The organism is Selenomonas sp. F0473 (assembly GCF_000315545.1).
Classification (GTDB): Bacteria; Bacillota; Negativicutes; order Selenomonadales; family Selenomonadaceae; genus Centipeda.
Genome location: NZ_JH992902.1, coordinates 573,882 through 597,986 on the forward strand (window position 1 = coordinate 573,882; position 24,105 = coordinate 597,986).

The window sequence follows — 24,105 nt, forward strand, 5'->3', positions numbered from 1 at the left end:
TTTTTACTTCTCCTTAACCGGCTCGATGATCTGTTCGAGCTGTGCGCGCACCTCCGCCATATCGACGCTCGTGTTGTAGCACGGCCCGTTCGGTCGGATGTTGAGCACACCGACGGCGGGCAGCGGATAGACGTCCTGAATGCCGCTCATCAGATCGCGTTCGCACGCAATCGCAAGCACGGCCTTGGGCCGCGTATTGTAGACTATCTGCCGTGCGAGCGTACCGCCCGTCGCAATGAAGAAATGGAACCCCATCTCCTCGGCAAGCGCGACGAGATCGCCGACATTGCAGCCGCCGCAGCGCTTACAGTTGTTCGGGTCGCGCGTGACCTTGTGCGGACAGCTCACGAGCTGCAGGCAGTGCGGCGTCACGACAAGCAAACGATCTGCGGGCACGCGGATATTCATGCGGTGAAAGAGTAGATTGCTCACGGCGATGAACGATCCCTCGAGACGACGCCGCTTGATGCCGAAGATCGCTCCGAGGCGCACGGCCGCCGGGAAGAGGAGATTGATCAGTTCGTACGTCTGCCGTTTCATCCACGGCACATAGGGCAACCCCGCGATCGCGAGCACCATGTTGAAGATGCCGAAAAAAGAGATCACAACCGCCACCGTGAGGACCGCGCCGAGCCCCCACGGGAGCAGCGGCTGGATCTGCGCGAGCCCGGGCACGCCGATATACCAGATGCCGAAGAGCAGTGCCGCCGCAAGCAGCGTCACGAGCGATAGCATCCCGATGAAAAGCCTCTTTTTGGGCCGCGACGGCAGAACGATGGTCTTTTTCACCCCGCGCGCGCCGCCGTTGACCGTCAGTGTCTGTTCACTCATATGCCAAACCTTGTGTCCGTCGCTAAGCGGTGACCGCGCAAATATGCCGCCGCTTCCATCATTTTCTTTCCGGGCGCCTGCATCTCTGTGATCTCGACATCCTCGTCTCCTGCGGCAACGATGAGCCCGTCCTTCGGATCGGCGCATACGATCGCGCCCGCAGAAGCGGAGGCGGGCCGCCCCGTCAGGCGCAGGCGGCCGATCTGATAGGCGCTCTCCCCAAGAGTCGTCACCGCATAGGGCATGGGGTTCAGCCCCCGCACGAACGCATCGAGGGTGCGGGCGGGACGAGTCCAATCAATCAGCGCCGTCTCGCGTGTAATCCGCGGCGCATACGAACTCTCCCCCGTCTGGGGCATGCGTTTGAGCGTCCCGTCTGCAAGGCGTTCGAACGTCTCGATGAGGAGCGCCGCCCCCGTCTCCATGAGGACGTCGTGCAGCATCCCGTAGGTTGTCTCAGGCGTAATCGCGACCTCTCGGCGCAGGAGCATATCCCCCGTATCGAGCCCCGCGTCCATCTGCATCGTCGTGATACCGCTCACCGTATCGCCGTTCATCACGGCATGCTGAATCGGCGCCGCGCCGCGCCAACGCGGCAGGAGCGAGGCGTGCACGTTGATACAGCCGTACGTCGGTATGTCAAGCAGCTCCTGTGAGAGAATCTGCCCGAACGCCGCCACAACGGCGACATCGGGGCGCAGGGCGCGCATCTCGGCCACAAACGACGCGTCGCGTACGCGTACGGGTTGAAGCACGGGAATATCATGTGCCTCCGCCCATGCCTTAACGGGCGATGCGGCCATCTTCTGCCCGCGCCCGCGCGGACGGTCGGGCTGCGTGACGGCGGCGACAACCTCTGCCAGGTCGGGCCGCGCAGCGAGCGCCGCCAGCATCGGCACGGAAAAATCCGGCGTTCCCATAAAGACGACGCGCATCCGGTTCACTCCTTGTCTTCTTCTTTGTGCAGGTTCACAGCAATATCGATAAACAACCTGCCGTCGAGATGGTCGCATTCATGCTGGATACACCGCGCGAGGAGCCCCTCGGCAGTCAGCGAACGCCGGCGGCTGCGCCGGTCGGTGTACTCCACCGTCACGCGCGCGGCACGCTCCACATCTCCATATATCTTCGGCACGGAGAGGCATCCCTCCGACCCGACCACCGAGCCCTCCCGCATCGTGATAACGGGATTCACGAGTTCGAGCAGCCCGTGCTCATCCTCCACGTCGATCACGACCATGCGGATGGATTTGCCGATCTGCGGCGCGGCAAGTCCTACGCCGTTCGCCGCGTACATCGTCTCCGCCATATCGTCCATAAGCTGCCGGTGCCGCTTTGTGAGACGTTCAATCGGCTCTGCCACCTGTTTTAATACGGGATCCCCCGCTTTTTTGATCTCTAAAACCGCCATATATATTCCCTTTGTCTCTTCTATTCATCTAAATGCAGGCCGTAGATGTGCACGGCATTGTCATAGAATACGGCATCCCAATGTTCCTCGGGAATGAGCTCCTTCGTAAACGCGACGTAGTCGCCGAGATTCGCGAGCGGCCAGTCCGTCCCGAACATCAGCCGGTCATAGGCGCCGAGGTAGGAGAGCCAGCCTTTCAACTGGTCGATATAGAAACGACGCCGTCTGCAAAACTCCGTAAAATCCGGAATCTTTCCCTCGAGCATTCCCGAGAGATCCGCCGACACGTTATAGTTTTTCTCCATCACCGCGACGGCATCCGCGAAATACGGTTCGCCGAAGTGGCACATGACGAAGTTCACATCGCGGAACTTCGTCGCCGCTTCGTCAATCACGTTCGGATGCGCGTATTTGAGCAGCGCTTTCTCCGTCGCCGTCAGCCCCGTATGCACCGCGACGGGTTTCTGGTACTGCTCCGCCAGCTCGTACACGGACGTTAAATAATCCTCATAAATATAGAAATAATGATAGCCCGGGTAGAGCTTGACCCCGACGCAGCGGTCGCTTTGCAGGTGCCGCTCCAATGCGGGCAGGAGCTTTTCGATGCGCGCCGGCACCATCTCGGTCACGCCGTCGCCCGCAATGCCGACGCAGTAATACAGATAGTCCGGATAATCCGGATGCAGTTCCTCGACGGGGAGATTGCCCATGACGACGCCGCGGACGATCCCCTCTGCGGCAAAATCGCGCCGGAGCGCCTCCGCCGTGTTTTCATGACCCGCGGCGCGGGCAATCGCATCGAATTGTTCCCACTTGGAAAAATGCAGATGCGCATCGACGATCTTCATAGCGGTCCCTTTTCTCTCCGGTATTTATACTATCCGTTTAGTTTACCACAGACGTCAATAGAATTTCTGTAACGAAAGAGACATTTCGGCTAAAGCAAATCCATCATGCGATGGGTCTGCGGAATCACGCGCACATCCCGCATATGTTCGAGCGCCAGCCGCTGCAGAGCGAGCAGGCGCGACGGCGTCGGCGCCGTACATCCGCCGTAAGGCGTTACGGGCTGGAGAACAAGCAACACATCGGGGGCAGTCTCCGCGGTCATCCGCGCCGCCGTCTCGATTTCACGCTCCGTCGTTTCCGCCGCAACGACGATTTTCACATAGACATCCTTCGCACGCGCGACCTCCAAAAAGCGCGCATGCGCATCCCATACGGGATGCGAGAGCACGCCGGGGAGCTTGATATCCATGCTGATATACGACACGCAGCCGATGCACGCTGCAAGCGCCTCATGGAGTGTACCGTTTGTCTCTAAGAAAATCGGCAGCGGCACACGTTCCGCAAGCGTCCGAATGAACGGCACATGCAGGAGCGGCTCTCCGCCCGTGATGCTCAACGAATGATGCGGCACCCCCGCCGCGACCTGCCCGATGAGCTCTGCGACCTTCTCCACGGACAGAGGGTTCTCATAGGTGTGCAGCGCATGGGATCCCGCCGGCTCCTCCACCGTGCACTGCGGGTGCCGTCCGATCTCGTTCTCCGTATCGCAGTAGGTACAGTCGAGATTGCAGCCCTCGAGGCGCACGAATACCTGCCGGCATCCGACATACTTTCCCTCTCCCTGAATAGAGGAAAAGATTTCAATGATATTCTCGCGCATATCAGTCCTTCGTATAGGTGACGGAAGACTTCGGCGATTCCCAAACGGTCAGCGCCGCGAGCGCCGCATCCGTCCCCGCGAGTTCCTCGCGCGCCGCGAGCCGCTCATAGATGATACGCGCAAGGTTCTCCGCCGTCGGGTTCAGCCCTTCGCTGAACGGCGGAATCTCGTTCAGATAGTAATGGTCGTAGTCGTCCAGCACGGCGGCAAGCGCTTTCTTCGCCGCCTTAAAATCAATCAACATCCCGAGGTCGTCGAGCTGCGACCCGCGAAACGCTGCTTCAACCACCCAGTTGTGCCCGTGCAGGCGGTCGCATTTCCCGGGATAATCAACGATTCGATGCGCCGCCTCAAACGCGCCTTCAACGCGCAGTGTGTACATAATGTCTCCTTTACTTAAAAGGCTGCCGCAGCGGTGCGGCAGCCATGTGTTATCTCTCTAAAGTTGCACATTCATAACGCAAATATTTGTCGAAAACTGAGTGAATCAGAAGTTTCGATGCATAGCTCGGAATGAGGAGAACGCGAAGGAGTCGTAGTTAAGACCTACGTCGACTGACGCATTCGACGACATGACAAAGCTAGGTGCGAAAATCCCGATTCATACAAACCTAAGTGAAGCGCAAGTTTGGATGCAGAGCAAGGAATAAGAAAAAACCAAGGGAAGGCGTAGTCAAAAGCCTACGTCGACCGCAGGTTTTTTCGCAATGACACTGCTATGCGCCAAAATCGCGCTTCACGACCTCATCCATGCTCATCGCTCGGGTGTGTTTGGTATGACTCCACTCATGCTCGTTCCGGTGGATGAACCCGAGGAAGATGATCGGGATCCACGAGTAGATGAATACGGGATAGAGCAGTAGATAGAACCACGCCTTGAGCTTGGCGCGCACCTTGATCAGAATGATCATCGGCAGGACGTACTGGCCGATCATGATGGCGGTCATGAGCTGCGAGGGCAGGAATTTATAAATGCTCGTATAAAAAGGCGGGAAGGCAAGCTGCACATAGCTGATGATGATAAAGAGCGTCGAGATCATCAGGAAATGCGGCTGCAATAGATAGAGACACCCGTCCCAGATGCGGATGTCCTTTCGCCGCCAACCCTCGCGCAGCATAGTCGGGATGAAGCGATGCGCGACGTCGAACTGCCCCTGCGCCCAGCGGCGGCGCTGGTTCCACGCCTGCCGGAAGGTCAGCGGCTTCTCGTCGTAGACGACGGCATCATGCGCCCACGTCGTCTTGATGCCCTCGGCGAGGAGCTTCATCGTGAACTCCATATCCTCCGTGAGACAGGTCGCGCGCCAGCCGTGCCGTTTCAGCACGTCGGTCGTAATGCACATGCCCGTCCCGCCAAGGCAGGCGGAGAGCCCGATGTTCGTCTTGGCGAGGTGCGAGATGTGGTCGATGACCCAAAACGCGATGGCGAATGTCCCCGCAACCCATGTGTCGTAGGGATTCTTCGCATCGAGGTAGCCCTGAATCACCTTGTCGCCCTTGAGGAGGCGGTTGTTCATCTCCTTGAGGAAGTTCGGATGCACGAGATTGTCCGCGTCAAAGATGGCGACGGCATCGTATTCCTTGTCCATCTGAAAGAGGCGCTCAAACATCCACTCGAGGGCGAATCCCTTGCTCTTCTTCGTCGGATGGGTGCGCTCACAGACGATCGCGCCGGCGTCCGCCGAGATCCGCGCGGTCGCATCGCTGCAGTTGTCCGCGATAACATAGATATCGTAGAGCTCATCGGGATAGTCGAGCCGCTTGAGATTCTCGATGAGCTGTCCGATAACCGCTTCCTCGTTATGCGCGGCGACGACGACGGCGAAGTTCTTCTCCGGCGTAAGGATTTTCTTCTCCTTGCGCCGCCACAGGCAGCAGAATCCGATGAAAAAGAAATACAATGTGAAAAGCAGAATAAAAATCTGCACCGGTATCATGACGATGTCAAAGGGATGTGCCGGCAGGAGCGGCGAAAGAGAATGAATCATCTCAGTCATGCAGCTTCAGCCTTCCTTTTTCGGCATCACGGCGGCAATCGCATGATTGACAATGCCGAATATCGCATAGGTCGCAAAGAGCGCAGCAAACGCCGCGGGAAGCGCCGCCGCATGCCCGAGATAGATCATCCCCGCAAAGACGACGAGCGCCGCGGTTTTTGCCCCGAGATAGATTTTTTCTCCGCCGCCCTTAAAGTCCGGATAGTGAATACAGCTGACCATCAGATAGCCGACGACGGCCACGACGATCGGCACGGCGATCCCGAACGTGTGCGGATCGACACCGAGAGAGAGCAGGAGCCACACCGTCATAGCAATGAGGTTCCCCCCCGCCGGAATGGCGAGCCCCATGAAGTAGCCGTGCACGACGGCGGCGTTCACATTGAACCGCGCGAGGCGCCACATCCCGCAGACGGCGAAGAAAATCGCGGCCGCGGCACCGGCATAACCGTAACTGTGCAGGGCAAACGTCCAGGCAAGCAGCGCGGGCGCAATGCCGAAGGACCCGAGATCGCAGAGCGAGTCCATCTCCTTGCCGAACTCGCTCGACACGCCGAAAAAGCGCGCCGTTCTTCCGTCAAGGCCGTCCGCAACGAGCGCTAACAAGATGAATATGGCGCCCCGGTCAAGACGGCCCTCCGCCGTCGACAGGATCGAACACATACCGAAGACCAAATTCATCGCCGTACAGAGATTCGGCAGGAACCTTCTGTAATTCATTCGCCCTCAAGCCTCCCCAGGACGGTGATCCCGCCCCGTACCTTCTCGCCCTTTTGCACGAGCACCTTTGCCCGCACTGGCATCACGATCTCAAGACACGAGCCGAACCGGATCATGCCGTAAACGTCGCCTTGCTTCATCCGATCGTCGAGCGTCACCCACGAAACGATCCTCCGCGCGAGAATGCCGGCGATCTGCTTCACCGTGATGCGCAGATCTCCGCGGTCGATACCGATCAGATGGTGCTCGTTCTCAAAGCCGACCTCGTCTTTATACGCGGGTCGGAACCGCCCGCAGTAATACCGTTGGAGCTTAATCTCGCCGTCGATCGGACTGCGGTTCACATGCACGTTGAACACGGACATGAAGATGACGACCTTATTGCACGGTTCCCCGACAAAATCATCGGACGGCACGGGAGAAATCTCCGTCACTGTGCCGTCTGCCGGCGAGAGGATGTGGTTCGCATTCGGTTCGATACGCCGCGCGGGGCTTCGGAAAAAATATGCAAAATAACAGGCGAGGATGACGAACGGGACGGCCGCGTAGGGATGTGCAAATCCGCCGAGGATCGCCGCGAGTATGAGCGCCGCGCCGATGAACTTATAGCCCTCGCTGACAATGACCATGCGTCTCCGCCTCCTTTTGTTCTCCCATATTATAATGGAAAGCCTATTCTTTGTCCACAACTGCCGCCCTTATTTTCGCGCGGCGTGTACCTTCAAGACGAATTTCGGCAGGGCAAGCAGGCGCCTCGCCCGCTTCGGCTGGAGCATGCCGCGGAACAGCCATTCAAGCTTCGCCCTCTGCATCCAGCGCGGCGCGCGCTTCATCACGCCCGCCATCACGTCGAGCGTACCGCCGACGCCGATGGCAACGGGGACGCCGAGCGCCGCGAGATGCCTGTGAATCCACTTCTCCTGTTTCGGGACGCCGAGCGCTACGAGTAGGAGATCGGGCCTCGCCGCGCGAATGTTGGCAACGATAGCGTCATTTTGATCCGCCGAAAAGAAGCCGTCCCGCACGCCGACGATCTCGATGCCGGGATAAAGCTGCTCCGCCTTTGCCCTTGCCTTCTCCGCAACACCCGGCGCGGAACCGAAGAAGTAGATGCGGCGGTGTGCCGCGGGCGCGCGGCGCAATAGTTCCTGCACGAGGTCATAGCCCGCGACGCGCTCCGGCATTCGGTGCCCGAGATGCCGCGCCGCCCAGACCGTGCCCGCGCCGTCGGGTACGACGAGCGCGGCCGCAGCGAGCACATCGCGCAACGCGTCGTCCTTCGTCGCGCGCATGATCATCTCCGCGTTCGCCGTCGCAACCGTCACGCCTGCGCGCGCATCCATATAGGACTCGACGGCGGCGACCGCCTCCGGCATGGTCACTGCATCGACCTCTACGCCTAAAATATTCACACGCTCCGCCAAGGGGCATTTCCTCCTCCCGTATCACGAAACGATGTCGTGAAAAGAGAGCGCCCGCATAGGCGCTCTCCCCTGCTGCAATGCTTACTGTGCGGCGCCGTCCCGGTTCTTCTTCGGCACGGCGGTGCGGATATAGAGCTCGCGGAGCTGTTTTTCCTCTACCGGCGAGGGCGCCTCGCACATGACGTCCGACGCGCTCTGCGTCTTGGGGAACGGAATGACATCGCGGATGGAGCGGCGCTTTGCCATGAGCATCACGAGACGGTCGAGGCCGAATGCGAGGCCGCCGTGCGGCGGCGTGCCGTACTCGAACGCGTTCATCATGAACCCGAACTTCGCGCGCGCCTCCTCCGGACTGAGCCCGAGCGTCTCAAAGACCTGCTCCTGCAGGTCGCTGCGGTAGATACGGAGGCTGCCGCCGCCGATCTCGACGCCGTTCAGCACCATGTCGTACGCGTTCGCCTTGACGCGTCCCGGATCTGTCTCGAGCAGCGGAATATCCTCGTCGCGCGGCGCCGTAAAGGGGTGATGCATTGCCTTGTAGCGTTTCTCCTCGGCGCTGTATTCGAACATCGGGAAGTCCACGACCCACAGGAAGGAGAGCGCATCGGGGTCGATGAGGCCGCGGCGGCGTCCCATCTCGAGGCGGAGCTCGCCGAGCGCCTGCGCGACGACGGCAGGCTGATCCGCCACGACGAGCAGCAGGTCTCCCGTCTTTGCGCCGACGGCGTTCTTGATCGTCTCGAAGGTCTCGTCCGGATAGAATTTCTTAAACGGAGACTTCACCCCCTCTTCCGTGTACTGAATCCACGCGAGTCCCTTTGCCCCGTAGTTCTGCACATAGGCGACGAGGCCGTCGAGCTCGCGGCGCGGGATGTTCGCATAGCCTTCGACGTTGATGACCTTGACGCGGCCGCCGGCCTCCATGACAGCGTTGAACACCTTGAACTCCGAGCCGCCGACGTAGTCCGTGATGTCCTGCAGCTCCATGCCGAACCGCAGGTCGGGCTTATCCGAGCCGAACCGCTCCATCGCCTCGTCCCACGACATGCGGGGCAGCGGGGTCTCGATATGCGCGCCGAGGCTCTTTTCGAAGACTTCTTTGACAAGCTCTTCCATAAGCGCGAGAATCGATTCTTGGTCCATGAAGGACATCTCGATATCGAGCTGCGTAAACTCGGGCTGACGGTCCGCGCGCAGGTCCTCGTCGCGGAAACAACGCACAATCTGGAAGTATTTCTCAAAGCCCGAGACCATGAGGAGCTGCTTGAATATCTGCGGGGACTGCGGCAGCGCGTAAAATTCGCCCGCGTTGAGGCGGCTCGGCACGAGGAAGTCCCGGGCGCCCTCGGGCGTGCTCTTGCAGAGCATCGGCGTCTCGATCTCGAGGAATCCCTTGCGGTCGAAGAAGTCGCGCATGATCTTCGTCACGCGGTGACGCAGCATGATGTTCGCCTGCATCTCGGGCCGGCGCAGGTCGAGATAGCGATAACGCAGGCGGATCATCTCGTCGACGTCGATTCCGTCCTGAATATAGAACGGCGGCGTCTTCGCCTTGTTCAGAATGCGCAGCTCGCTGACGACGATCTCCACCTCGCCCGTCTCCATGTTCGGGTTCACGGTGTCCGCGCTGCGCGCGCGCACGCTGCCGCGCACGGCGATAACGAATTCCGAGCGCAGCGATTCCGCCTCATGGAAGGTCCCCCCCGCCATGACCGCCTCGTCAAAGACGATCTGCACGAGGCCCGAGCGGTCGCGCATATCGACGAAGATCAGTCCGCCGTGATCGCGGCGGCGCGACACCCAGCCGCACAGCGTCACCGCGGCGCCGACATGTTCCTTGCGCAGCGCGCCGCAGTCATGTGTCCTCTTAAATCCCTGCATTGTCTCCATATCAGCCCTTCACCTCAGAAATCAATCGTTTTACCATATCCGCAAGAGGAATCGTCTCCTGCATACTCTCCGTCATATCGCGCAGCACGGCTGTGCCGCTCCGCAGCTCGTCCTCGCCGAGAATAACGGCATAGCGCGCGCCGGACTTATTCGCCTGCTTCATCTGCGCCTTCATGCTGCGCCCCGCGTAGTCCATGAGGGCACGCACGCCGCCGCGCCGCAGATCGTGCAGCAGCGGGAACGCCGCCGCCGACGCCGCGTCGCCGAGCGCAATGAGAAAGACATCCGCTGCGGGCGGCTCTGCGGGAAGAAGTTCCTGCTGTGCGAGCGCCAGCAGCACACGCTCGATCCCCGCCGCAAAACCGACGGCAGGCGTCGGACTACCGCCGAGTTCTTCGACGAGCCCGTCGTAGCGCCCGCCCCCCGCCACTGCGCTCTGTGCGCCGAGCGGCGGATAGGCGATCTCGAACGCCGTCCGCGTGTAGTAGTCGAGCCCACGCACGAGGCGCGTATCGAGCATATAGGAAACGCCCGCTGCCGTCAGATACGCTCGGACCGCATCGAAGTGCGCGGCGCATTCTGCGCAGAGGCAGTCCGTAATCGCGGGCGCACCCGCCATGAACGGCTGCGCCGCATCCGCCTTACAGTCGAGAATACGGAGCGGGTTCCGCGTATAGCGATCTTTACAGTCATGACAGAGCGCATCGAGATGGTCTTTGAAGTATTCCCGCAGACGCTCCCGATACGCGGGACGACAGTTCGGACAGCCGACCGCGTTGAGTTTCAGCGTCAGATCCCGAAGTCCCAGTTCTTCGAGGAAGTCCAGCGCAAGCAAAATAACCTCCGCATCCACCGACGGGCGCTCCTCGCCGACTGCCTCCACGCCGAACTGATGGAACTCGCGCATGCGTCCCGCCTGCGGGCGGTCGTAGCGGAACATCGAGCCGACATAAAAAAGTTTTTGCAGCCCCCCGTCCGCGTAGAGTTTATGCTCGAGATAGGCGCGTATCGCCGCCGCGGTATTCTCGGGGCGCAGCGTGAGGCTCCGGTCCCCGCGGTCGGTAAAGGTATACATCTCCTTATCGACGACGTCCGTCCCGTCGCCGATCCCGCGCCGGAAGAGCTCCGTGTGCTCGAAATGCGGCGTACGAATCTCCCGATAGCCGTAACGGTCGCAGAGATTTCGAATCGCGCGCTCCACATGTCCCCACGCATTGGCCTCATCGGGCAGTATATCCTTCGTCCCGCGCGGAGCCTTCGTCAACATGCAGGTACTTCCTCCTCGTATTCGGCGCGCAGGAGCGCGCGTCTCTTTTCGATATAAATGTCAATGTCGCGCAGATAAGTCGTTAGATCCTTGGCGTTGAACGCCGAATGCATACGGCCGCTGCGCACGCCCATAACCTTGGTCGCCGCAGCCCCGCCGATGCCGACAACGGTCTGCCGCTCCTCCATGATCTGAATGTTGTACATGCTCTCCGCCCCGGGGCGGGCATAGCCGACATTCTCGAGATCGCCGCTCATATAGCCCTGCCGGTAGAGGTAGTACGGGCGATAGCCCGCGCTCTCCACAATATCCGTTGCGGCGGCGCTCATGCGCATGGTCTCGGCATCCGAGGGCAGCGCGACGCGGGTCTCCTCCATCATGCGGCACAGTCGGGAGCCGCGCTTAATGGCGAGGGCATGGAGCGTGATATCGTCGGGCGCGAGCGCCGTCACCTGCGCCATCGTTGAGGAAACATCCTCCGCCGTCTCGCCGGGCAGCCCCAAGATAACGTCCATATTGATGTGAAAATCATGCGCGGCGCGCAGGTCGTGCACCATCCGTACGATTTCCTCCGGGGTATGTCCGCGTCCAATACGGCGCAGCGTCTGCGCCTGCATCGACTGCGGGTTCACGCTGACGCGCGTCACGCGGAACTCTCTCATCCGCGCAATCTTCTCCGCGCTCATGCTGTCCGGACGCCCCGCCTCCACCGTGAATTCCAGAATGGACGATCCATAGAAGGCATTATATACCATTTCGAGCATTTCGGCAAAAAAATCATTCGGCAGACTCGTCGGCGTTCCTCCGCCGACATAGATGTTCTGCACGGTGAGCCCGAGCGCCGCGATATCCGCGGCCGCCGCCGCAATATCGCGTGCGAGGACTTCCATAAAGCCGCGCAGCTTCGCCTCCCCCGGCAGGAGATGCGCGGGAAAGGAGCAGTAGAGACAGCGCGTGATGCAGAACGGGATGCCGACATAGACGCTCGCCGTCCGCACATCCGTCCGCGCAAGGAACGGCTGCTGCCGCACGGCGACCTCCGTGATGAGCCGCGCCTTCTCCGCGCTGCAAAAATAGTCCGTCTGCAGCCGCCCGATAACCGTCTCCGGCGTCATTCCGGAGCGCAGCCAGCGGTGCACGATCTTCGTCGGACGCACCCCATGCAGAATGCCCCATGGAGCATGGGGCATTTGAAAGCGGTCTCTGACAAATTGATAGAAATTTCGTTTGATCGCACGGTGTACGGCGGCGCGCTCGAGCTCGTCGGCGGCGCCCGCCGACGTATAGGAATCGGTCTCGCGCGACCCGTCCGCCGCAAAGAGATGAACCTCTGTCGTCACGACGGGCAGCGCGGCCCGCCGCCGCTCTCGGTTCACGACCGACAGCTGGGCATAGTCCGCCGCGCCCGCCGCGCCGACAATCTCGATGTGAAAGAGCGCCAGCACTTCGCGGATGATCTTAACGACGACCTCGGCGCGGCTGTTCACCGTAAGGGTTCTGATCCTCACGCCCTTTTCTTTTTCTCCCTGCACTTGCCGCAGATACCGAAGAATTTCGCCTGGTGATTCTCCACCTTGAAGCCGGTCTTCTTTAAGATATCCGCTTCAAGATGCTCCAGCATATCCTCCTCGAACTCGGTAATCTCCTTGCACTCCGTGCAGATGAGATGGTGATGGAAATGCTGGTTCGGATCGACCGGGTTCAGCTCGTAGGAATACGATCCTTTGTTGCGTTTGTCAAATTCCTTGCCAAATTCAATTTTTTGAAGAATGCCGAGCGAGACGAGAATCTCGAGGCTGCGGTACACCGTCGCGAGCCCGATCTCGGACTCCGTGCCCCGCAGGATATCGTAGATTTTCTCCGCGCTCAGATGTTCGCCGGGGTGGTCGAGAATGACCTGCAGTACGATCTGCCGCTGCGGCGTCATCTTGCGCTGCGTTGCCTGCAGACGTTTCCTGAGGTCTTCCATCGTATAAGTATCTGCCATATTCTTTCCCCTCCATGTCTCAGTGACGATATGGCGCTCCTAAAATATAATCACAATCAGTGAAAATAGTATAGCACAGACGCGGTACTTTTTCTATAGTATACGCGCGTTCGTCAAGAATATTTCATAAAAATGTTCACTTTGCAATCCGCCGCAGCGTCTCCATCATGAGTTTTGTCTCGGGCACGATCGCGGCGACTTCGATGCGCTCGTTCGGCGTGTGGATATCGTGCGCCGTGACGCCGATCGACACCATGTCGAGCCCGGGATTTTTCGCCGCATGCCAGCTCGTCTCAAGCCCCGCATGGATGCTCTCGACCGTCATTGCCTTGCCGCCGTTCTGCGCCGCATAGACCTCGCCCATGATCCGGGCAAGTTCGCTCTTCTCATTCTCGCGCCATGCGGGAGACTGCGTTCCGACGCAGAGGTTAAAGCCCGTCAGTTCCGCCGCCGCACGCGCCGTCATGACGATCTCGTCGAGCTGTTCGTTGACCGACGAGCGCGGGAAATACGCGACGCGCATCTCATATTCGTCCATCGCCACGACGCCGAGATTCGCCGACGTCTCGACGAGCCCCGCGTGCAGGCGCGACATCTCGTAAACGCCCGTACGCAGAATCGTGAGCAGCGCGAGCAAATCGCGCTGCTCTTCGGCGCCGATCGCCTTGCCCGCATCCCGAACGGGGGCCAGAGCAAATTTCATCCCGGGATCCGCCGCGCCGTAGATGCTCCGGAAACGCTTTTCCTCCTCGACGAGAATATCGCACAGTTCCCGCTCGCCCATCTCCGTATAGATCACCGCGGCGGCGGCCGACGGAATCGCGTTGCGCGCGACGCCCCCGGAGAAATCCGCGAGAGCGATGCGGCCGTTCTCGGAGATGCGGCGCAGCGCGAGTGCCAATGTCCGTATCGCGTTGCCGCGTCCCGCGTCGATGCGCTCGCCCGAGTGGCCGCCAAGCAGCCCCCGGACCTCGATGCGGTACGCCGGACACTCTTGCTCGGCACGCGTCAGGCTGCGCGCATAGTCGAGGTTCACGCTTCCCGCGCTGCCGACCGTCATGATATGATAGTCCTCGGAGTCACAGTTGATGAGATATTTCGCCCCCTCCAGATGCGCGGGGTCGAGGCGCTGCGCGCCCGTCATGCCGACCTCCTCGTCCACCGTGACGATCGCGCGCAGCGGTCCGTGTTCCTCCGCATATTGGAATGCGGCGAGGATCTCGGCGACGCCGATGCCGTCGTCGCCGCCGAGACTCGTTCCTTCCGCGCTGATGAATTCCGCCGTCCGCACCATTTTGATCGGATCGTTCACCGGATCGTAGGAAACGCCGGGCGCCGCGACGCAGACCATATCCATATGCCCCTGCAGTATCGTGAGCGGCGCATGTTCATGTCCCGCCGATGCCGGCAGTTCCGCAATGATATTCCAGTGTTCATCCTGCGTCACCGTGCAGCCGACCGCGGCAAAGCGTTTCTTCAAGTAGTCGCTGACGGCGCGCTCATGCCCCGAAGGACGCGGGATATGCGTCAGCGCCTCGAACTCTGCGATCACAGTCTCCAACAGTTTTTTGTCATCCGTCATGGCTTCCTCCCCGCCCTTTGGGCGCTGCGTTCGGCATAATGCAAAAGAGGCGGCATACGCTTCTGTATGTCCGCCTCCGTTCATGCTGAAAATTTATTTCTTCGCCTCGGCCACAGCTTTTTCGACCGCCTCTTTGAACTGATCGTAGCTGATGGTCGCGCCCGCGACGGCATCCACCTTCGCGAGATCTTTCTTCGACTCGAGCTGGCTCCCATAAGAGCCGATCGCCTTGTAGGCGTTCTGCGCTTTCTTCTGTGCGCCCGGATCCTTGCCCTCGCCGTAGTGCTCGTCCTTCACATTGCCGTTCTTATCGATGCCGGTATGAACGACCTTTATGATGGCGCCGTCCTTGATGGTCAGCTCGACGTGGGAGTGACCGACCTTCGCCTCGGAGCTGTCCGCCGAGAATGTTCCGTCCTTGACGCCCGTCATATCGAGCGCGGCTTCCTGCGGGGCCGATTTTTCCGCATCCTTCTGCGCCGCCTTATCGCCGCCGCAGCCCGAAATGATCATCCCTGCGCTCAGCAGGAACACGATGCCGAGGGTGATCTTCTTTTTCATCGTATCACGCCGTCCTTTCACGCATGTGTCCGTGTTCGATGATGACGCAGCGCTGCGCCTCTTCGCCGACCTCCGCCGAGTGTGTCACGGTGAGAATCGTATGGCCCTCGTCGTGCAGTTCGTGGAAGATCTTCATGACAAGCTTCTGATTCTGCTCGTCCAGGTTGCCCGTCGGCTCGTCCGCAAGGATGAGGACGGGATAGTTGATCAGCGCCCGCGCGATACAGACGCGCTGCTGCTCGCCGCCCGACAGCTGGCTCGGCAGATGGCTCGCACGGTCGGCAAGACCGACGCGTTCGAGCGCCGCCATCGCCTCGTCGCGATCGGGCATACTATGATAATACTGCGCCACCATGATATTTTCAACTGCCGTGAGGTATGGAATCATATGAAATTGCTGAAAAACCATACCGATCTTATCGCGCCGGTAGCGCGTCAGCTCCTCGGGACCGGCGTCGCTTAGCACTTCGCCGTCGAGGATCACCTCGCCGCTCGTCGCGCTGTCCATGCAGCCGATGATATTCATCAGCGTGGACTTGCCGGAGCCGGAGGGGCCCATAACGGCGAGCCATTCTCCCTTTTCGACCTTTAGATTGACGTCCTCGAGAGCGAGGAATTTTTCATTGTAGGCCTTCGATACATGCCTCAGTTCAAGCAGACTCATTATTTCCTCCTCCAACTCATTCGCCGCGCAGGATGATCGCGGGATCGACATTCGTGGCAATGCGCACGGGCAGGAGCGACGCCACGCCCGTAACGAAGACGGACATGACGAGCGCAACGACGACGATCGTCGCGGAGAATTCGATGCCGCGGCCGAACACGTTCACGCTGACGCTCTCCGCAAAGAGATACCCAAATCCCGATCCCAGCGCGCCGCCGAGCGCGCCGAGGAGGCATCCTTCGCCAAAGAACTCCGCCACGATATTCCGATTGTCCGCGCCGAGCGCCTTCTTGAGGCCGATCTCTTTGCGCCGCTCTGTGACGATCGCCATCATCGTGGTCGAGACGCAGATGAGCGTCAGGACGAGCACGACGATCGTAACGATAAGCACGAGCGCCTGGAGCTTGCCGAGCACCGTGTCCTGCGACTGCGCAATCTGCTTGACGAGCTGCGGCTCCGCGCCCGGGACATCCGCGCGGATTTTTTCCTCGGCGCGCGCAAGATCTTCCTGCCCCGCAACGACCGATACCTGCGCGAGGCTGATCTCGTCCGGACGGTTCTTGATCTCCTGCAGGTCGCCAAGCGAGACAAAGACGAAGTTCTCTTCATTACCGCCCGTACGGACGATGCCGGAAACGCGGTAGTCGCTTACGATCGTTCCCTCGCCGCCCGATACCGTCACCGTATCGCCGGGCGAGACGCGCAGTTTCTGTGCGAACTCGGCGCCGAGCAAGATCTCCTTCTCCCCCGGCGCCGGCCAGTCGCCGCGAATCTGCCAGTAGGGGCTGACCTCCTGCAGGACCGCGAAATCCGTACCGCCCGCCATGACCGTCTGATGATTGACGAGGAGCGTGTCGTAAAGGAACGGCGTAATGCCGACGATCTCGTAATCCGAGAGCGTCTTGCGGACACTTGCAATCGTATCCTCGCGGATGACCGGCTGATCCCCGCCCGGCAGGATGAGCATATTCGCCCCGTACGCACGGAACGCGCGCCCCATCTGCTCCGGCACTTCTTTGTAGACGGTGATCATGCCCGAGATGATCGTCGCGCCGATGGCAACGGCAAGCAGGGCAATCGCCATACGCGCCTTCCGCCGCAGCAGGGAGTTGGCGATCATGATAAAAAACATCTTGTATCGATTCATTATATATCACCTGCCATGTAAAACCTCTGCGGGATGGAGCGAGAGCAGCATGCGGATCGCCGGGACGCTGCCGACGATGAGCACGAGCGACATCAAAACGATAATGAGCGGCACGACATAGGGGTTCACCGCAATGCCGGAGCCGAATACGGTCTCTCCGATGAGCTGCGCAAAACCGAGCCCAACGAAATAGCCGAGGACGCCCCCGATGATCCCCGCGATGAAAATCTCCGCCAGAACGAGAAGGACGACGGCGATGTTCGTCGCGCCGAGCGCCTTGAGGAGGCCCAGTTCGCGGCTGCGCTCCATGATGTTGGCGCTGATGAGGTTGCTGACGCCGAGACTCGCCGAGAGCAGAGAGAGCACCGTGATCAGCAGCATGAGGAGCTGCGTCTTATCGAGGATCTTGCCCTCGGACTCCGCGATCTGCCGCACGGGATGCGCCGCCGCGTTCTGCATGACCTCCTCGATCTGATAGGCGATCGAGCCGACGTAGGAGGTGCAGTACCAAATATCGTACTCCGCCTGCGAGAGCGACTTCGGATTCTCCGCCGCCTTGCGCGCGAGATCGTTCTCCGGCGTCGTCATCGCGCTGACCTCGACCTGATCAATCTTGCCTTCGGCATGCGCGAGGCTCTGCGCGAGCGAAAGCGCGCCGACGATCTGATTTTCCTCCTCGCCGCCGCCCGAAACGATCCCCGTTACGCGGAGCGTTCCCTCGGAGCCGTCCCCCTTCGTATAGGAAAGCGTGCTGCCGGCCGAGACGCCGAGCTTTTCCGCGAGTTTCGCGCCGACGAGCACCTCGTCCGCCTGCGCGTCGTCCGCCCACTCGCCGTCCACATGCCACCACGACTTCATAAACTTGACGCCCGTCGTGTAGGTCTCGTCGGTCGGCAGCGTGAGCGTATGCTCGAACCATGTGCCGAAAAGCGGCGCCTGTTCACCGTCCGCCAGCGTGATGTTCGTCGTCAGCGACGGCGCAAAGGCGACGATGTTGTTTGTCCAAAAGATCGTCTTGATATTGCCGAGATCCTCTTCCTCGAGGTACTCGCGGTGCATGCTCGTCGTGGTCTCCACCCCGTAGAGATCCTTGAGCACCATCGAGTTGCGCGGCGTTACCGTAATGTTCGCGCCGAACGCCTTCAGCTCCTGATTGACCTTCTCGCCGATATCGAACATGACGTTCAGCATCGCGGTCGCAAGCGAGACGCCGAGCGCAACCGTCAGCCCGATGAGGATGAACCTCCCGCGCTGGCGGATGAGCGCCCCTTTTACCATTTGCCAAAACATGGCTTACCTCCTCTCATGCGACCCGATCAGCGGAAGTGAACGCGCGCAGCCTCAAGCGCATCCGCCTGAATCTGCACCTCGCCGCTTGCCACACGATACTCCACGGGGATCGGATTGCATCCGCCGGGCAGTCCGATCGTCGCCTTGTTCATGACGACGTCGCAGAGGCGGCAGACGATCTGCCCGTCGCGTTCAAGATAACCTGTCGGTCCGCAGATCTCGCAGGCGTCGAGACCGACGCCGAACGCCGACCCGCCCTTTTGGACGACGATCACGCGCACCTCCGTCCCGTCCGATGCGCGAAATGCAAAGCGGTGGAGATGTCCGTCAGAGACCTCGTCGAGCGGAATGTGCACGACACCGTCCTCCGCCTTAACGGCGACGGCAGGAACGAGCGCCTCCTTCTTGTTTGCGTACCAACCGCCGACGCTCGAGACAAGCACCGTTACGACGAGCATGGCGAGCAGCCCCGATCCCCAGCGTTTCCGCCGGATGGAGCGTGAGAGGATCTGACGGTACTGCGCCGGGTTTGCCCACACGGGGCGCTCCGGGCGCGGCTGCAGAAAGAGCGTGAAAGGAACGAGAATCGAAACGAAATAAATCGCATAGATGACTTTATTCTGATTGTCGATAAACGGCGCCATGAAGGAGATGAGACTTTCCGCACCGAACACTTGGCGCGCCATCATGACCGTCATGACGAAGATGATCTGCTGAATCGCCGTCGCGGCGATCTGTACCGTAAAGACAAAGACAAGACGGCCATGGTTGAGGGCCGCCGCCGATTTATAGGCAAGATAGCCCGAAAGGAAACCGAGGAAAATCCCACCGGTAAAGCCGAGCATCTTGACGAGAAAGTTCAGCGTCAAATAGTCTCCCATCGCAACCTGTACGATGGCGACGGGAATCAGCCAAAGTTCGAGACCGTGATAGAGAAAAAGCCCGAGCGTAAGCGCACCCGTTCCGATGCGGAAGATGCGTTCTTCTCCGGACGTCCAGTCCCGACGGAGGCTACGCAGCAAAATCGTGCAGAGGACGATCGCACCGAGAAGATCGAGCGTGATTGCCATGCTCTCAAAGATCTCGCGGTTGACCGCCGAGCGCGTGCCGACACGAACGGCCGTCATAAAGACCGAGAGGAAAAATCCCCATTTGAGGACGCGGGTAAAGGTGCGGCGAATGCGCTGATCGGGCAGGGGCAGAATGATTGCAAGCAGGATGCCGAGCGGCACGGCAAGCTTTACGCTCTCCTCCAGTGCCGGTACCAATTGTTGTAAAAACGCCTGTAACATTAGAATTTCCCTTTCCTACTAGAAAAGCCGCCGTCCCGGTCGGACGGCAGCCATTCTAATACCGGCAGGAACGCGGCGGATACGGAATCCCCGTGCCGCCGCCAACATGTGATCGCCGGAAATTACCACTTACGCGGCACGTAGTTGAACACCCAGCTCATCTTGACGGGCTCGGTCCAGAAATGTCCCGGAACGCCCGTCTCGGGATCCGTGTGGAGCATATAGTTCTGACGTGCGGGGCTGTCGATCGAGAACTCGCAGTCATAGGTGCCGGCGCCGAGCATCTTAACGTTCGCGCCGTAGTGCGGGCCGTCGTCCGCGCTCATCGGCATGAATACGCCCTCGAGGCTCTCGCCCGTCTCGCGCTTCGTGAACTTGTAGTGGACCGTCAGATACGGGATCCACTCGCCGACACCGAAGCCGCACTCGTTGCCCTCAGTCGCATGGATATCCGTCTCAATGTGGATATCCGCCTGATCTGCGGGAAGGCTCATGCCCGCAGGCTCCATCGTGACCGGCTGGAAATAGACGAGCGCAACCTTGAAATGGTTCGTCGTATCCTCAAGCTCGTCGCCGATCGGGAACTCCTCGAACGCGGCTTCGCTGACGCTCGCGTTGATTGCAAACGTCGAGAACGCGATCGCGCCGACGGCAAGCGCCTTCTTGAGCATGCTGAGACCGGATTTCTTCATGGGTAAATCCTCCTTAAAGAAAATGAACTCTTTCCTCTCTATCGAGGAAAATCAACTTATGCCTCCACCGCTGCGGCAGAGTGTTTTTTATATGATACCACCGCCGCGGCGATAATGACAAGCAAAATCTGCGGAACGATGGTTTCATAGGTGGGGTAAAGGCCAAGCACATCGATGCTTGGAATGGGAACTGCCTCGATGACCGAGGTGGAGACGACATCCGCCTCCTGGAGCGCCTTAACGCCGCCGCCGAGGAACGTAACGGCAAGAACGAACATGAAGATGCTCGTCACCTTGAAGAACGGCCCGATGGGTATACGCAGCGCGCCGCGCTGCATGAGGAAGAACATGAGGGCAAGTACGGCGCATGCCGCGACGAAACCTGCCCAGATCATATCGATGTCGCCCGCCGCGTTGTTAAAGAGCGCCTGATAGAAGAGAATGACCTCCGCGCCCTCGCGGTACACGGCGAGAAACGCGGCAAAGCCGAGCGCACGCGCCTTTCCTGTCGAGAGGCTGAGTTTCACCTTGCTCTCGATATACTTCTTCCAAGCGTTCGCATTGGACTTGCCGCCCATCCACGCCGATGTCCCGAGAAGGACACAGACGGCAAATAGCGCGGTAAAGCCCTCGATCGCTTCGCGACTCGCGCCCGTCGCGTTCGCGTCGAGCACCGAGTTGAAGAGATAGGCGCTGATGAAGCTCATCACAATACCCGCGATCGCCCAGTTATAGACGGCGGAGAGCTCCTTCTCGTGCCCGGCGCGGCCGAGATATGCGATGATGCCGAGCAGGACGAGCATCGCTTCAATGCCCTCGCGGAGAAGAATGACAAACGCCTGGAGGAACATCGCCCATCCCCCCGACTGCACGCCGGAGTTCTCGAGCGTCGTCACCTCCACTTGGATCATATCGAGGAGTTTGTCTCCCTCGGCCTTGACCTCATCCTGCGACGCATTTGCACGGATGACTTTTTTCAGCGTATAGAATTGATACTCTGTGAGATTTGCGCTCTTGGAAGAGATGCCGCTGCGGACGGCGCTTTCGAGGCCGTCCTTTTCATAAATACCGTAGTAGATATCGTTGACGGCGTTCTTCGCTCCCTCCGCATCGCCCGATTGGTAGATCGTGTAGACCTTATCGAGCTCGGTGCGGATGTGATCGTGGATCTGCTGCCAGGTCTGTGCCGCATCCGCGGGCGCAGTGGGCAGAAGCAAGAAGATCGCCGCCAATAGGATAAAGATTTTTTTCATGATTGCGTGATCAACCTTCTTTCTTGCTTGTCTGTGCGTCGGGCGGATCGGGCAGATAGCCGAAATAGATCACGCAGGCGGTTCCGCTTGCGACAGCTTTGCCCTCCGCGTCGTGCGCGGGGGAAAATTTCCATTTTTTTTGCACAAGTTCGGCAGCCGCCGTATCGTATTCCTGATTGCCCGAAGAGACGAGGATTTTTGTCTCCTGCACTTTACCCGTATCGTCAAGCGCCGCGGAAACAACCGTCTGGGTTTTAACGTCCGGATATTTTTTTGTCTTCGGTTGGACCTGTTTCACTGCCTCCGCAGGCGCCGCCTTCATTTCTTCCCCTTTAGAAAAAGAATACATCTGGCGGACGTTACAGGGCACCGGCTTCCCCGCCGCATCGAGCGCCGGAGCAAAGGTCACGTTTCCGGCATGAAAATACGCCAGCATATAGGCGTCGAGGAGTGGGTACCCCGAAGATTGAAGAATCTGTGCGGATGCTACCTTTCCCTCCGCGTCAACGTACATATTCACATAGACGCGCCCTTCGATGCCTAAGTTATAGAGCGGCGCCCTCTGAACAACCTGCGGTCCCTGCGCAGGTTTATTGTCTTCCTCTGCGGCATTTGCCTGCGGCATCAAAGCCCCCATACCGAGGAGTACGGTTAATAGAGTCGTTACAATATAGCGTTTCATAAAACAATCTCCTCGCCGCATCTTTGGTTAATGCATCTGACGCTTTACCGGCACGTTGAACGCCAGTGTGCACATGATATTGGATTCCATCGGCTCCCCCTTCGTGTCGGTTGCCGGCTGAAATTTCCACTTCGACTGCACCAATCCGCGCGCAAAATTATCATAGAGGGTATTGCCCGAGGATACCATAATCTTCGTCGACATGACGCTCCCGTCTTTCCCGACATGTGCGGAGACGGTAATGCGCCCCTTATAGGGGAGACCGCCTTTCGGCGGCTGCACGGCGAGCAGTATCTTGCCCGGCTGCCCCATCTGCTGCCCGTTGTTAGACGAGTGAATAACATTGTCTTTCGGCTCGTCTTTCATCTCCTCTGCTTCTTTGAGGAGTTCCGTCGTCGCTTCTTCAGGCAGCTCTGCTTCAACGACGGCGGGTTCTTCCGCCGCCTGCTCCGGGGCGGGCGGCGGGGGCGGAGGCGGCGGTTCGGGCTGCTGCTCCTGCTGTTCTTCCTGCGGATCGCCGATATCGTCCGCAATATCGACCCACTCCATCGGGTCTTCCTGCGGCGGCGGCTCCATCATCTTGAATATCTGAGGAATGATGAGCGTAAGTACAAGCCACACCACGAGATGGAAAAAGAATGCGAGAACAAAGGCAAGCCGCCAATGTGTCCGGTAGTGCACTCAGACCCCTCCCGTCTCCGTGGCGATGGACACATGACGCGTCCCCGCTTCCTTGAGGACATCGAACACGGAGACGACATACTGATAGTCCGCTTTCTTGTCTCCGCGCACGACAAAAACCGTGTCGGGATCCGCCTCGAGCTGGGTCTTGACCTTCGCCGAGAGCTCCCGCGTCGGCTCATCGTCGCGGTCGAAGAGGATCTTTCCGTCCTCCGTCACCGTAATCGAAACGATGTGAGGGCGCGTGTCCTGCTGCGCGGTCGCCGCCTGCGGGAGGTTCACCTGCACCGTGCTCGTATTCACCATATACATCGTACTCAGCATGAAGAACACGAGCAGGAACAGCATGATGTCGATCATCGGGATAATCATGACAAGCGGCTCGCGCACCTCATGAAAATTACGGCGCATGACGGCTGCCTCCGTCTATCACGGCAAATCCGGCCTGCAGCGTATTTATCGTCTTTTCAAGTAAGGTCAGCATCGTATCCATGCGCTGTGCAAAGTAGGTGTGCACGACAAGGGAGAAGATCGCGACAAAAAGCCCCGTCGCGGTTGCAATCAGGGCCTCTCCGATGCCGCCCGTAATCGCCATCGGCTGCCCCGCCTGCAGGTTGAAGATGCTGAACGACTGGATCATGCCGGAGATCGTTCCGAGCAGCCCCATCAGCGGTGCCATCGTAACGATCATCGAAAGATAGTTAAGACGCGCGCGCAGGAGCATCGCCGCCTCACCATAGGCCGCATCCAGCGCCATCGAAATATTTTCGCCCGCCGCACGCGCATCGAGCGCCGTCTTCACAAGATAGGCGACCATATTGTCCTGTCCCTCAACCGCGGGCGCAAGTTCGTTTATCTTTTTGGCGCGCAGCGATTTCGAAACGTCTGCCTCGAGAGCCCGCCCTCCCTGCGAAGCACGACGATAAAGCAAGAAACGGTCGATTGCGATCGCCGCAACTGTGAGAGAACACAGAAGCAGCAAATACATCATTGGGCCGCCTTTTTCAAAGAACTCTGCGCTGGTCAAAAAGAACACCTTCCTTGCACCATATACGAACGCTCCGC

The 24,105-nt window shown here is 59.6% G+C and carries 26 protein-coding genes; all 26 read right to left on the reverse strand.

Features of this window, described 5'->3' with window-relative positions; genetic code table 11:
* Nucleotides 1-3: 3 nt before the first annotated feature.
* Complete coding sequence (locus tag HMPREF9161_RS02695; RefSeq protein WP_009728143.1) at nucleotides 4-831, reverse strand: DUF116 domain-containing protein; 828 nt, start codon at nucleotides 829-831, stop codon at nucleotides 4-6.
* Nucleotides 828-1,766, reverse strand: coding sequence for a methionyl-tRNA formyltransferase (gene fmt, locus HMPREF9161_RS02700; protein ID WP_009728144.1), 939 nt, complete (start codon nucleotides 1,764-1,766; stop codon nucleotides 828-830). Before fmt ends, HMPREF9161_RS02695 begins: the two co-directional genes overlap by 4 nt.
* Nucleotides 1,767-1,771: 5 nt before the next feature.
* Nucleotides 1,772-2,242: a peptide deformylase gene (gene def / locus HMPREF9161_RS02705; RefSeq protein WP_009728145.1), complete on the reverse strand. Its 471-nt coding sequence runs from the start codon at nucleotides 2,240-2,242 to the stop codon at nucleotides 1,772-1,774.
* A gap of 20 nt (nucleotides 2,243-2,262) precedes the next feature.
* Nucleotides 2,263-3,090: an amidohydrolase family protein gene (locus tag HMPREF9161_RS02710; protein WP_009728146.1), complete on the reverse strand. Its 828-nt coding sequence runs from the start codon at nucleotides 3,088-3,090 to the stop codon at nucleotides 2,263-2,265.
* Between the two features lie 89 nt (nucleotides 3,091-3,179).
* Nucleotides 3,180-3,911, reverse strand: a complete 732-nt coding sequence (locus tag HMPREF9161_RS02715; protein ID WP_009728147.1) for a 7-carboxy-7-deazaguanine synthase QueE — start codon at nucleotides 3,909-3,911, stop codon at nucleotides 3,180-3,182.
* 1 nt (nucleotide 3,912) lies between these two features.
* Nucleotides 3,913-4,293, reverse strand: a complete 381-nt coding sequence (gene queD / locus HMPREF9161_RS02720) for a 6-carboxytetrahydropterin synthase QueD (protein ID WP_009728148.1) — start codon at nucleotides 4,291-4,293, stop codon at nucleotides 3,913-3,915.
* 334 nt (nucleotides 4,294-4,627) lie between these two features.
* Nucleotides 4,628-5,908 (reverse strand): glycosyltransferase family 2 protein, encoded by a 1,281-nt coding sequence (locus HMPREF9161_RS02725; protein ID WP_009728149.1) that lies wholly within the window; start codon nucleotides 5,906-5,908, stop codon nucleotides 4,628-4,630.
* A 6-nt stretch (nucleotides 5,909-5,914) separates the two neighbouring features.
* Nucleotides 5,915-6,628 (reverse strand): CDP-diacylglycerol--serine O-phosphatidyltransferase, encoded by a 714-nt coding sequence (gene pssA, locus HMPREF9161_RS02730; protein WP_009728150.1) that lies wholly within the window; start codon nucleotides 6,626-6,628, stop codon nucleotides 5,915-5,917.
* Nucleotides 6,625-7,257, reverse strand: coding sequence for a phosphatidylserine decarboxylase (locus HMPREF9161_RS02735; RefSeq protein WP_009728151.1), 633 nt, complete (start codon nucleotides 7,255-7,257; stop codon nucleotides 6,625-6,627). Before HMPREF9161_RS02735 ends, pssA begins: the two co-directional genes overlap by 4 nt.
* Nucleotides 7,258-7,326: 69 nt before the next feature.
* The gene (locus HMPREF9161_RS02740; protein WP_009728152.1) at nucleotides 7,327-8,052 is read right to left on the reverse strand and encodes a WecB/TagA/CpsF family glycosyltransferase; all 726 of its coding nucleotides are present in this window, start codon (nucleotides 8,050-8,052) and stop codon (nucleotides 7,327-7,329) included.
* An 81-nt stretch (nucleotides 8,053-8,133) separates the two neighbouring features.
* On the reverse strand, nucleotides 8,134-9,942 hold the full coding sequence (gene aspS, locus HMPREF9161_RS02745) for an aspartate--tRNA ligase (RefSeq protein WP_009728153.1): 1,809 nt from the start codon (nucleotides 9,940-9,942) through the stop codon (nucleotides 8,134-8,136).
* Between the two features lies 1 nt (nucleotide 9,943).
* On the reverse strand, nucleotides 9,944-11,209 hold the full coding sequence (gene hisS / locus HMPREF9161_RS02750) for a histidine--tRNA ligase (RefSeq protein ID WP_009728154.1): 1,266 nt from the start codon (nucleotides 11,207-11,209) through the stop codon (nucleotides 9,944-9,946).
* Nucleotides 11,203-12,717, reverse strand: a complete 1,515-nt coding sequence (gene hemZ, locus HMPREF9161_RS02755; protein WP_037348766.1) for a coproporphyrinogen dehydrogenase HemZ — start codon at nucleotides 12,715-12,717, stop codon at nucleotides 11,203-11,205. Before hemZ ends, hisS begins: the two co-directional genes overlap by 7 nt.
* A complete protein-coding gene (locus HMPREF9161_RS02760; protein ID WP_009728156.1) occupies nucleotides 12,714-13,196 on the reverse strand; it encodes a Fur family transcriptional regulator in 483 nt (160 codons plus the stop codon). Before HMPREF9161_RS02760 ends, hemZ begins: the two co-directional genes overlap by 4 nt.
* 136 nt (nucleotides 13,197-13,332) lie before the next feature.
* Entirely contained in the window at nucleotides 13,333-14,778 is a 1,446-nt protein-coding gene (gene pepD, locus HMPREF9161_RS02765; RefSeq protein ID WP_009728157.1) for a beta-Ala-His dipeptidase, read from the reverse strand.
* Between the two features lie 93 nt (nucleotides 14,779-14,871).
* Entirely contained in the window at nucleotides 14,872-15,339 is a 468-nt protein-coding gene (locus HMPREF9161_RS02770) for an FMN-binding protein (RefSeq protein WP_009728158.1), read from the reverse strand.
* Between the two features lie 4 nt (nucleotides 15,340-15,343).
* Nucleotides 15,344-16,003 (reverse strand): ABC transporter ATP-binding protein, encoded by a 660-nt coding sequence (locus HMPREF9161_RS02775; protein ID WP_009728159.1) that lies wholly within the window; start codon nucleotides 16,001-16,003, stop codon nucleotides 15,344-15,346.
* Nucleotides 16,004-16,019: 16 nt separating this feature from the next.
* Complete coding sequence (locus HMPREF9161_RS02780; RefSeq protein ID WP_009728160.1) at nucleotides 16,020-17,150, reverse strand: FtsX-like permease family protein; 1,131 nt, start codon at nucleotides 17,148-17,150, stop codon at nucleotides 16,020-16,022.
* Between the two features lie 6 nt (nucleotides 17,151-17,156).
* Nucleotides 17,157-18,440, reverse strand: coding sequence for an ABC transporter permease (locus tag HMPREF9161_RS02785; protein ID WP_009728161.1), 1,284 nt, complete (start codon nucleotides 18,438-18,440; stop codon nucleotides 17,157-17,159).
* 26 nt (nucleotides 18,441-18,466) lie between these two features.
* Entirely contained in the window at nucleotides 18,467-19,732 is a 1,266-nt protein-coding gene (locus HMPREF9161_RS02790) for a DUF2318 domain-containing protein (RefSeq protein WP_009728162.1), read from the reverse strand.
* A gap of 122 nt (nucleotides 19,733-19,854) precedes the next feature.
* The gene (locus HMPREF9161_RS02795; protein WP_009349976.1) at nucleotides 19,855-20,424 is read right to left on the reverse strand and encodes an iron transporter; all 570 of its coding nucleotides are present in this window, start codon (nucleotides 20,422-20,424) and stop codon (nucleotides 19,855-19,857) included.
* Between the two features lie 56 nt (nucleotides 20,425-20,480).
* Complete coding sequence (locus HMPREF9161_RS02800; RefSeq protein ID WP_009728163.1) at nucleotides 20,481-21,677, reverse strand: FTR1 family protein; 1,197 nt, start codon at nucleotides 21,675-21,677, stop codon at nucleotides 20,481-20,483.
* Nucleotides 21,678-21,687: 10 nt separating this feature from the next.
* Nucleotides 21,688-22,359, reverse strand: coding sequence for a TonB family protein (locus HMPREF9161_RS02805; RefSeq protein WP_009728164.1), 672 nt, complete (start codon nucleotides 22,357-22,359; stop codon nucleotides 21,688-21,690).
* A 27-nt stretch (nucleotides 22,360-22,386) separates the two neighbouring features.
* Nucleotides 22,387-23,040, reverse strand: a complete 654-nt coding sequence (locus HMPREF9161_RS02810) for an energy transducer TonB (RefSeq protein ID WP_009728165.1) — start codon at nucleotides 23,038-23,040, stop codon at nucleotides 22,387-22,389.
* Complete coding sequence (locus HMPREF9161_RS02815; RefSeq protein WP_009728166.1) at nucleotides 23,041-23,451, reverse strand: biopolymer transporter ExbD; 411 nt, start codon at nucleotides 23,449-23,451, stop codon at nucleotides 23,041-23,043.
* Nucleotides 23,441-24,028, reverse strand: a complete 588-nt coding sequence (locus HMPREF9161_RS02820) for a MotA/TolQ/ExbB proton channel family protein (RefSeq protein ID WP_009728167.1) — start codon at nucleotides 24,026-24,028, stop codon at nucleotides 23,441-23,443. The genes HMPREF9161_RS02815 and HMPREF9161_RS02820 overlap by 11 nt, the downstream gene beginning before the upstream one ends.
* Between the last annotated feature and the right edge of the window lie 77 nt (nucleotides 24,029-24,105).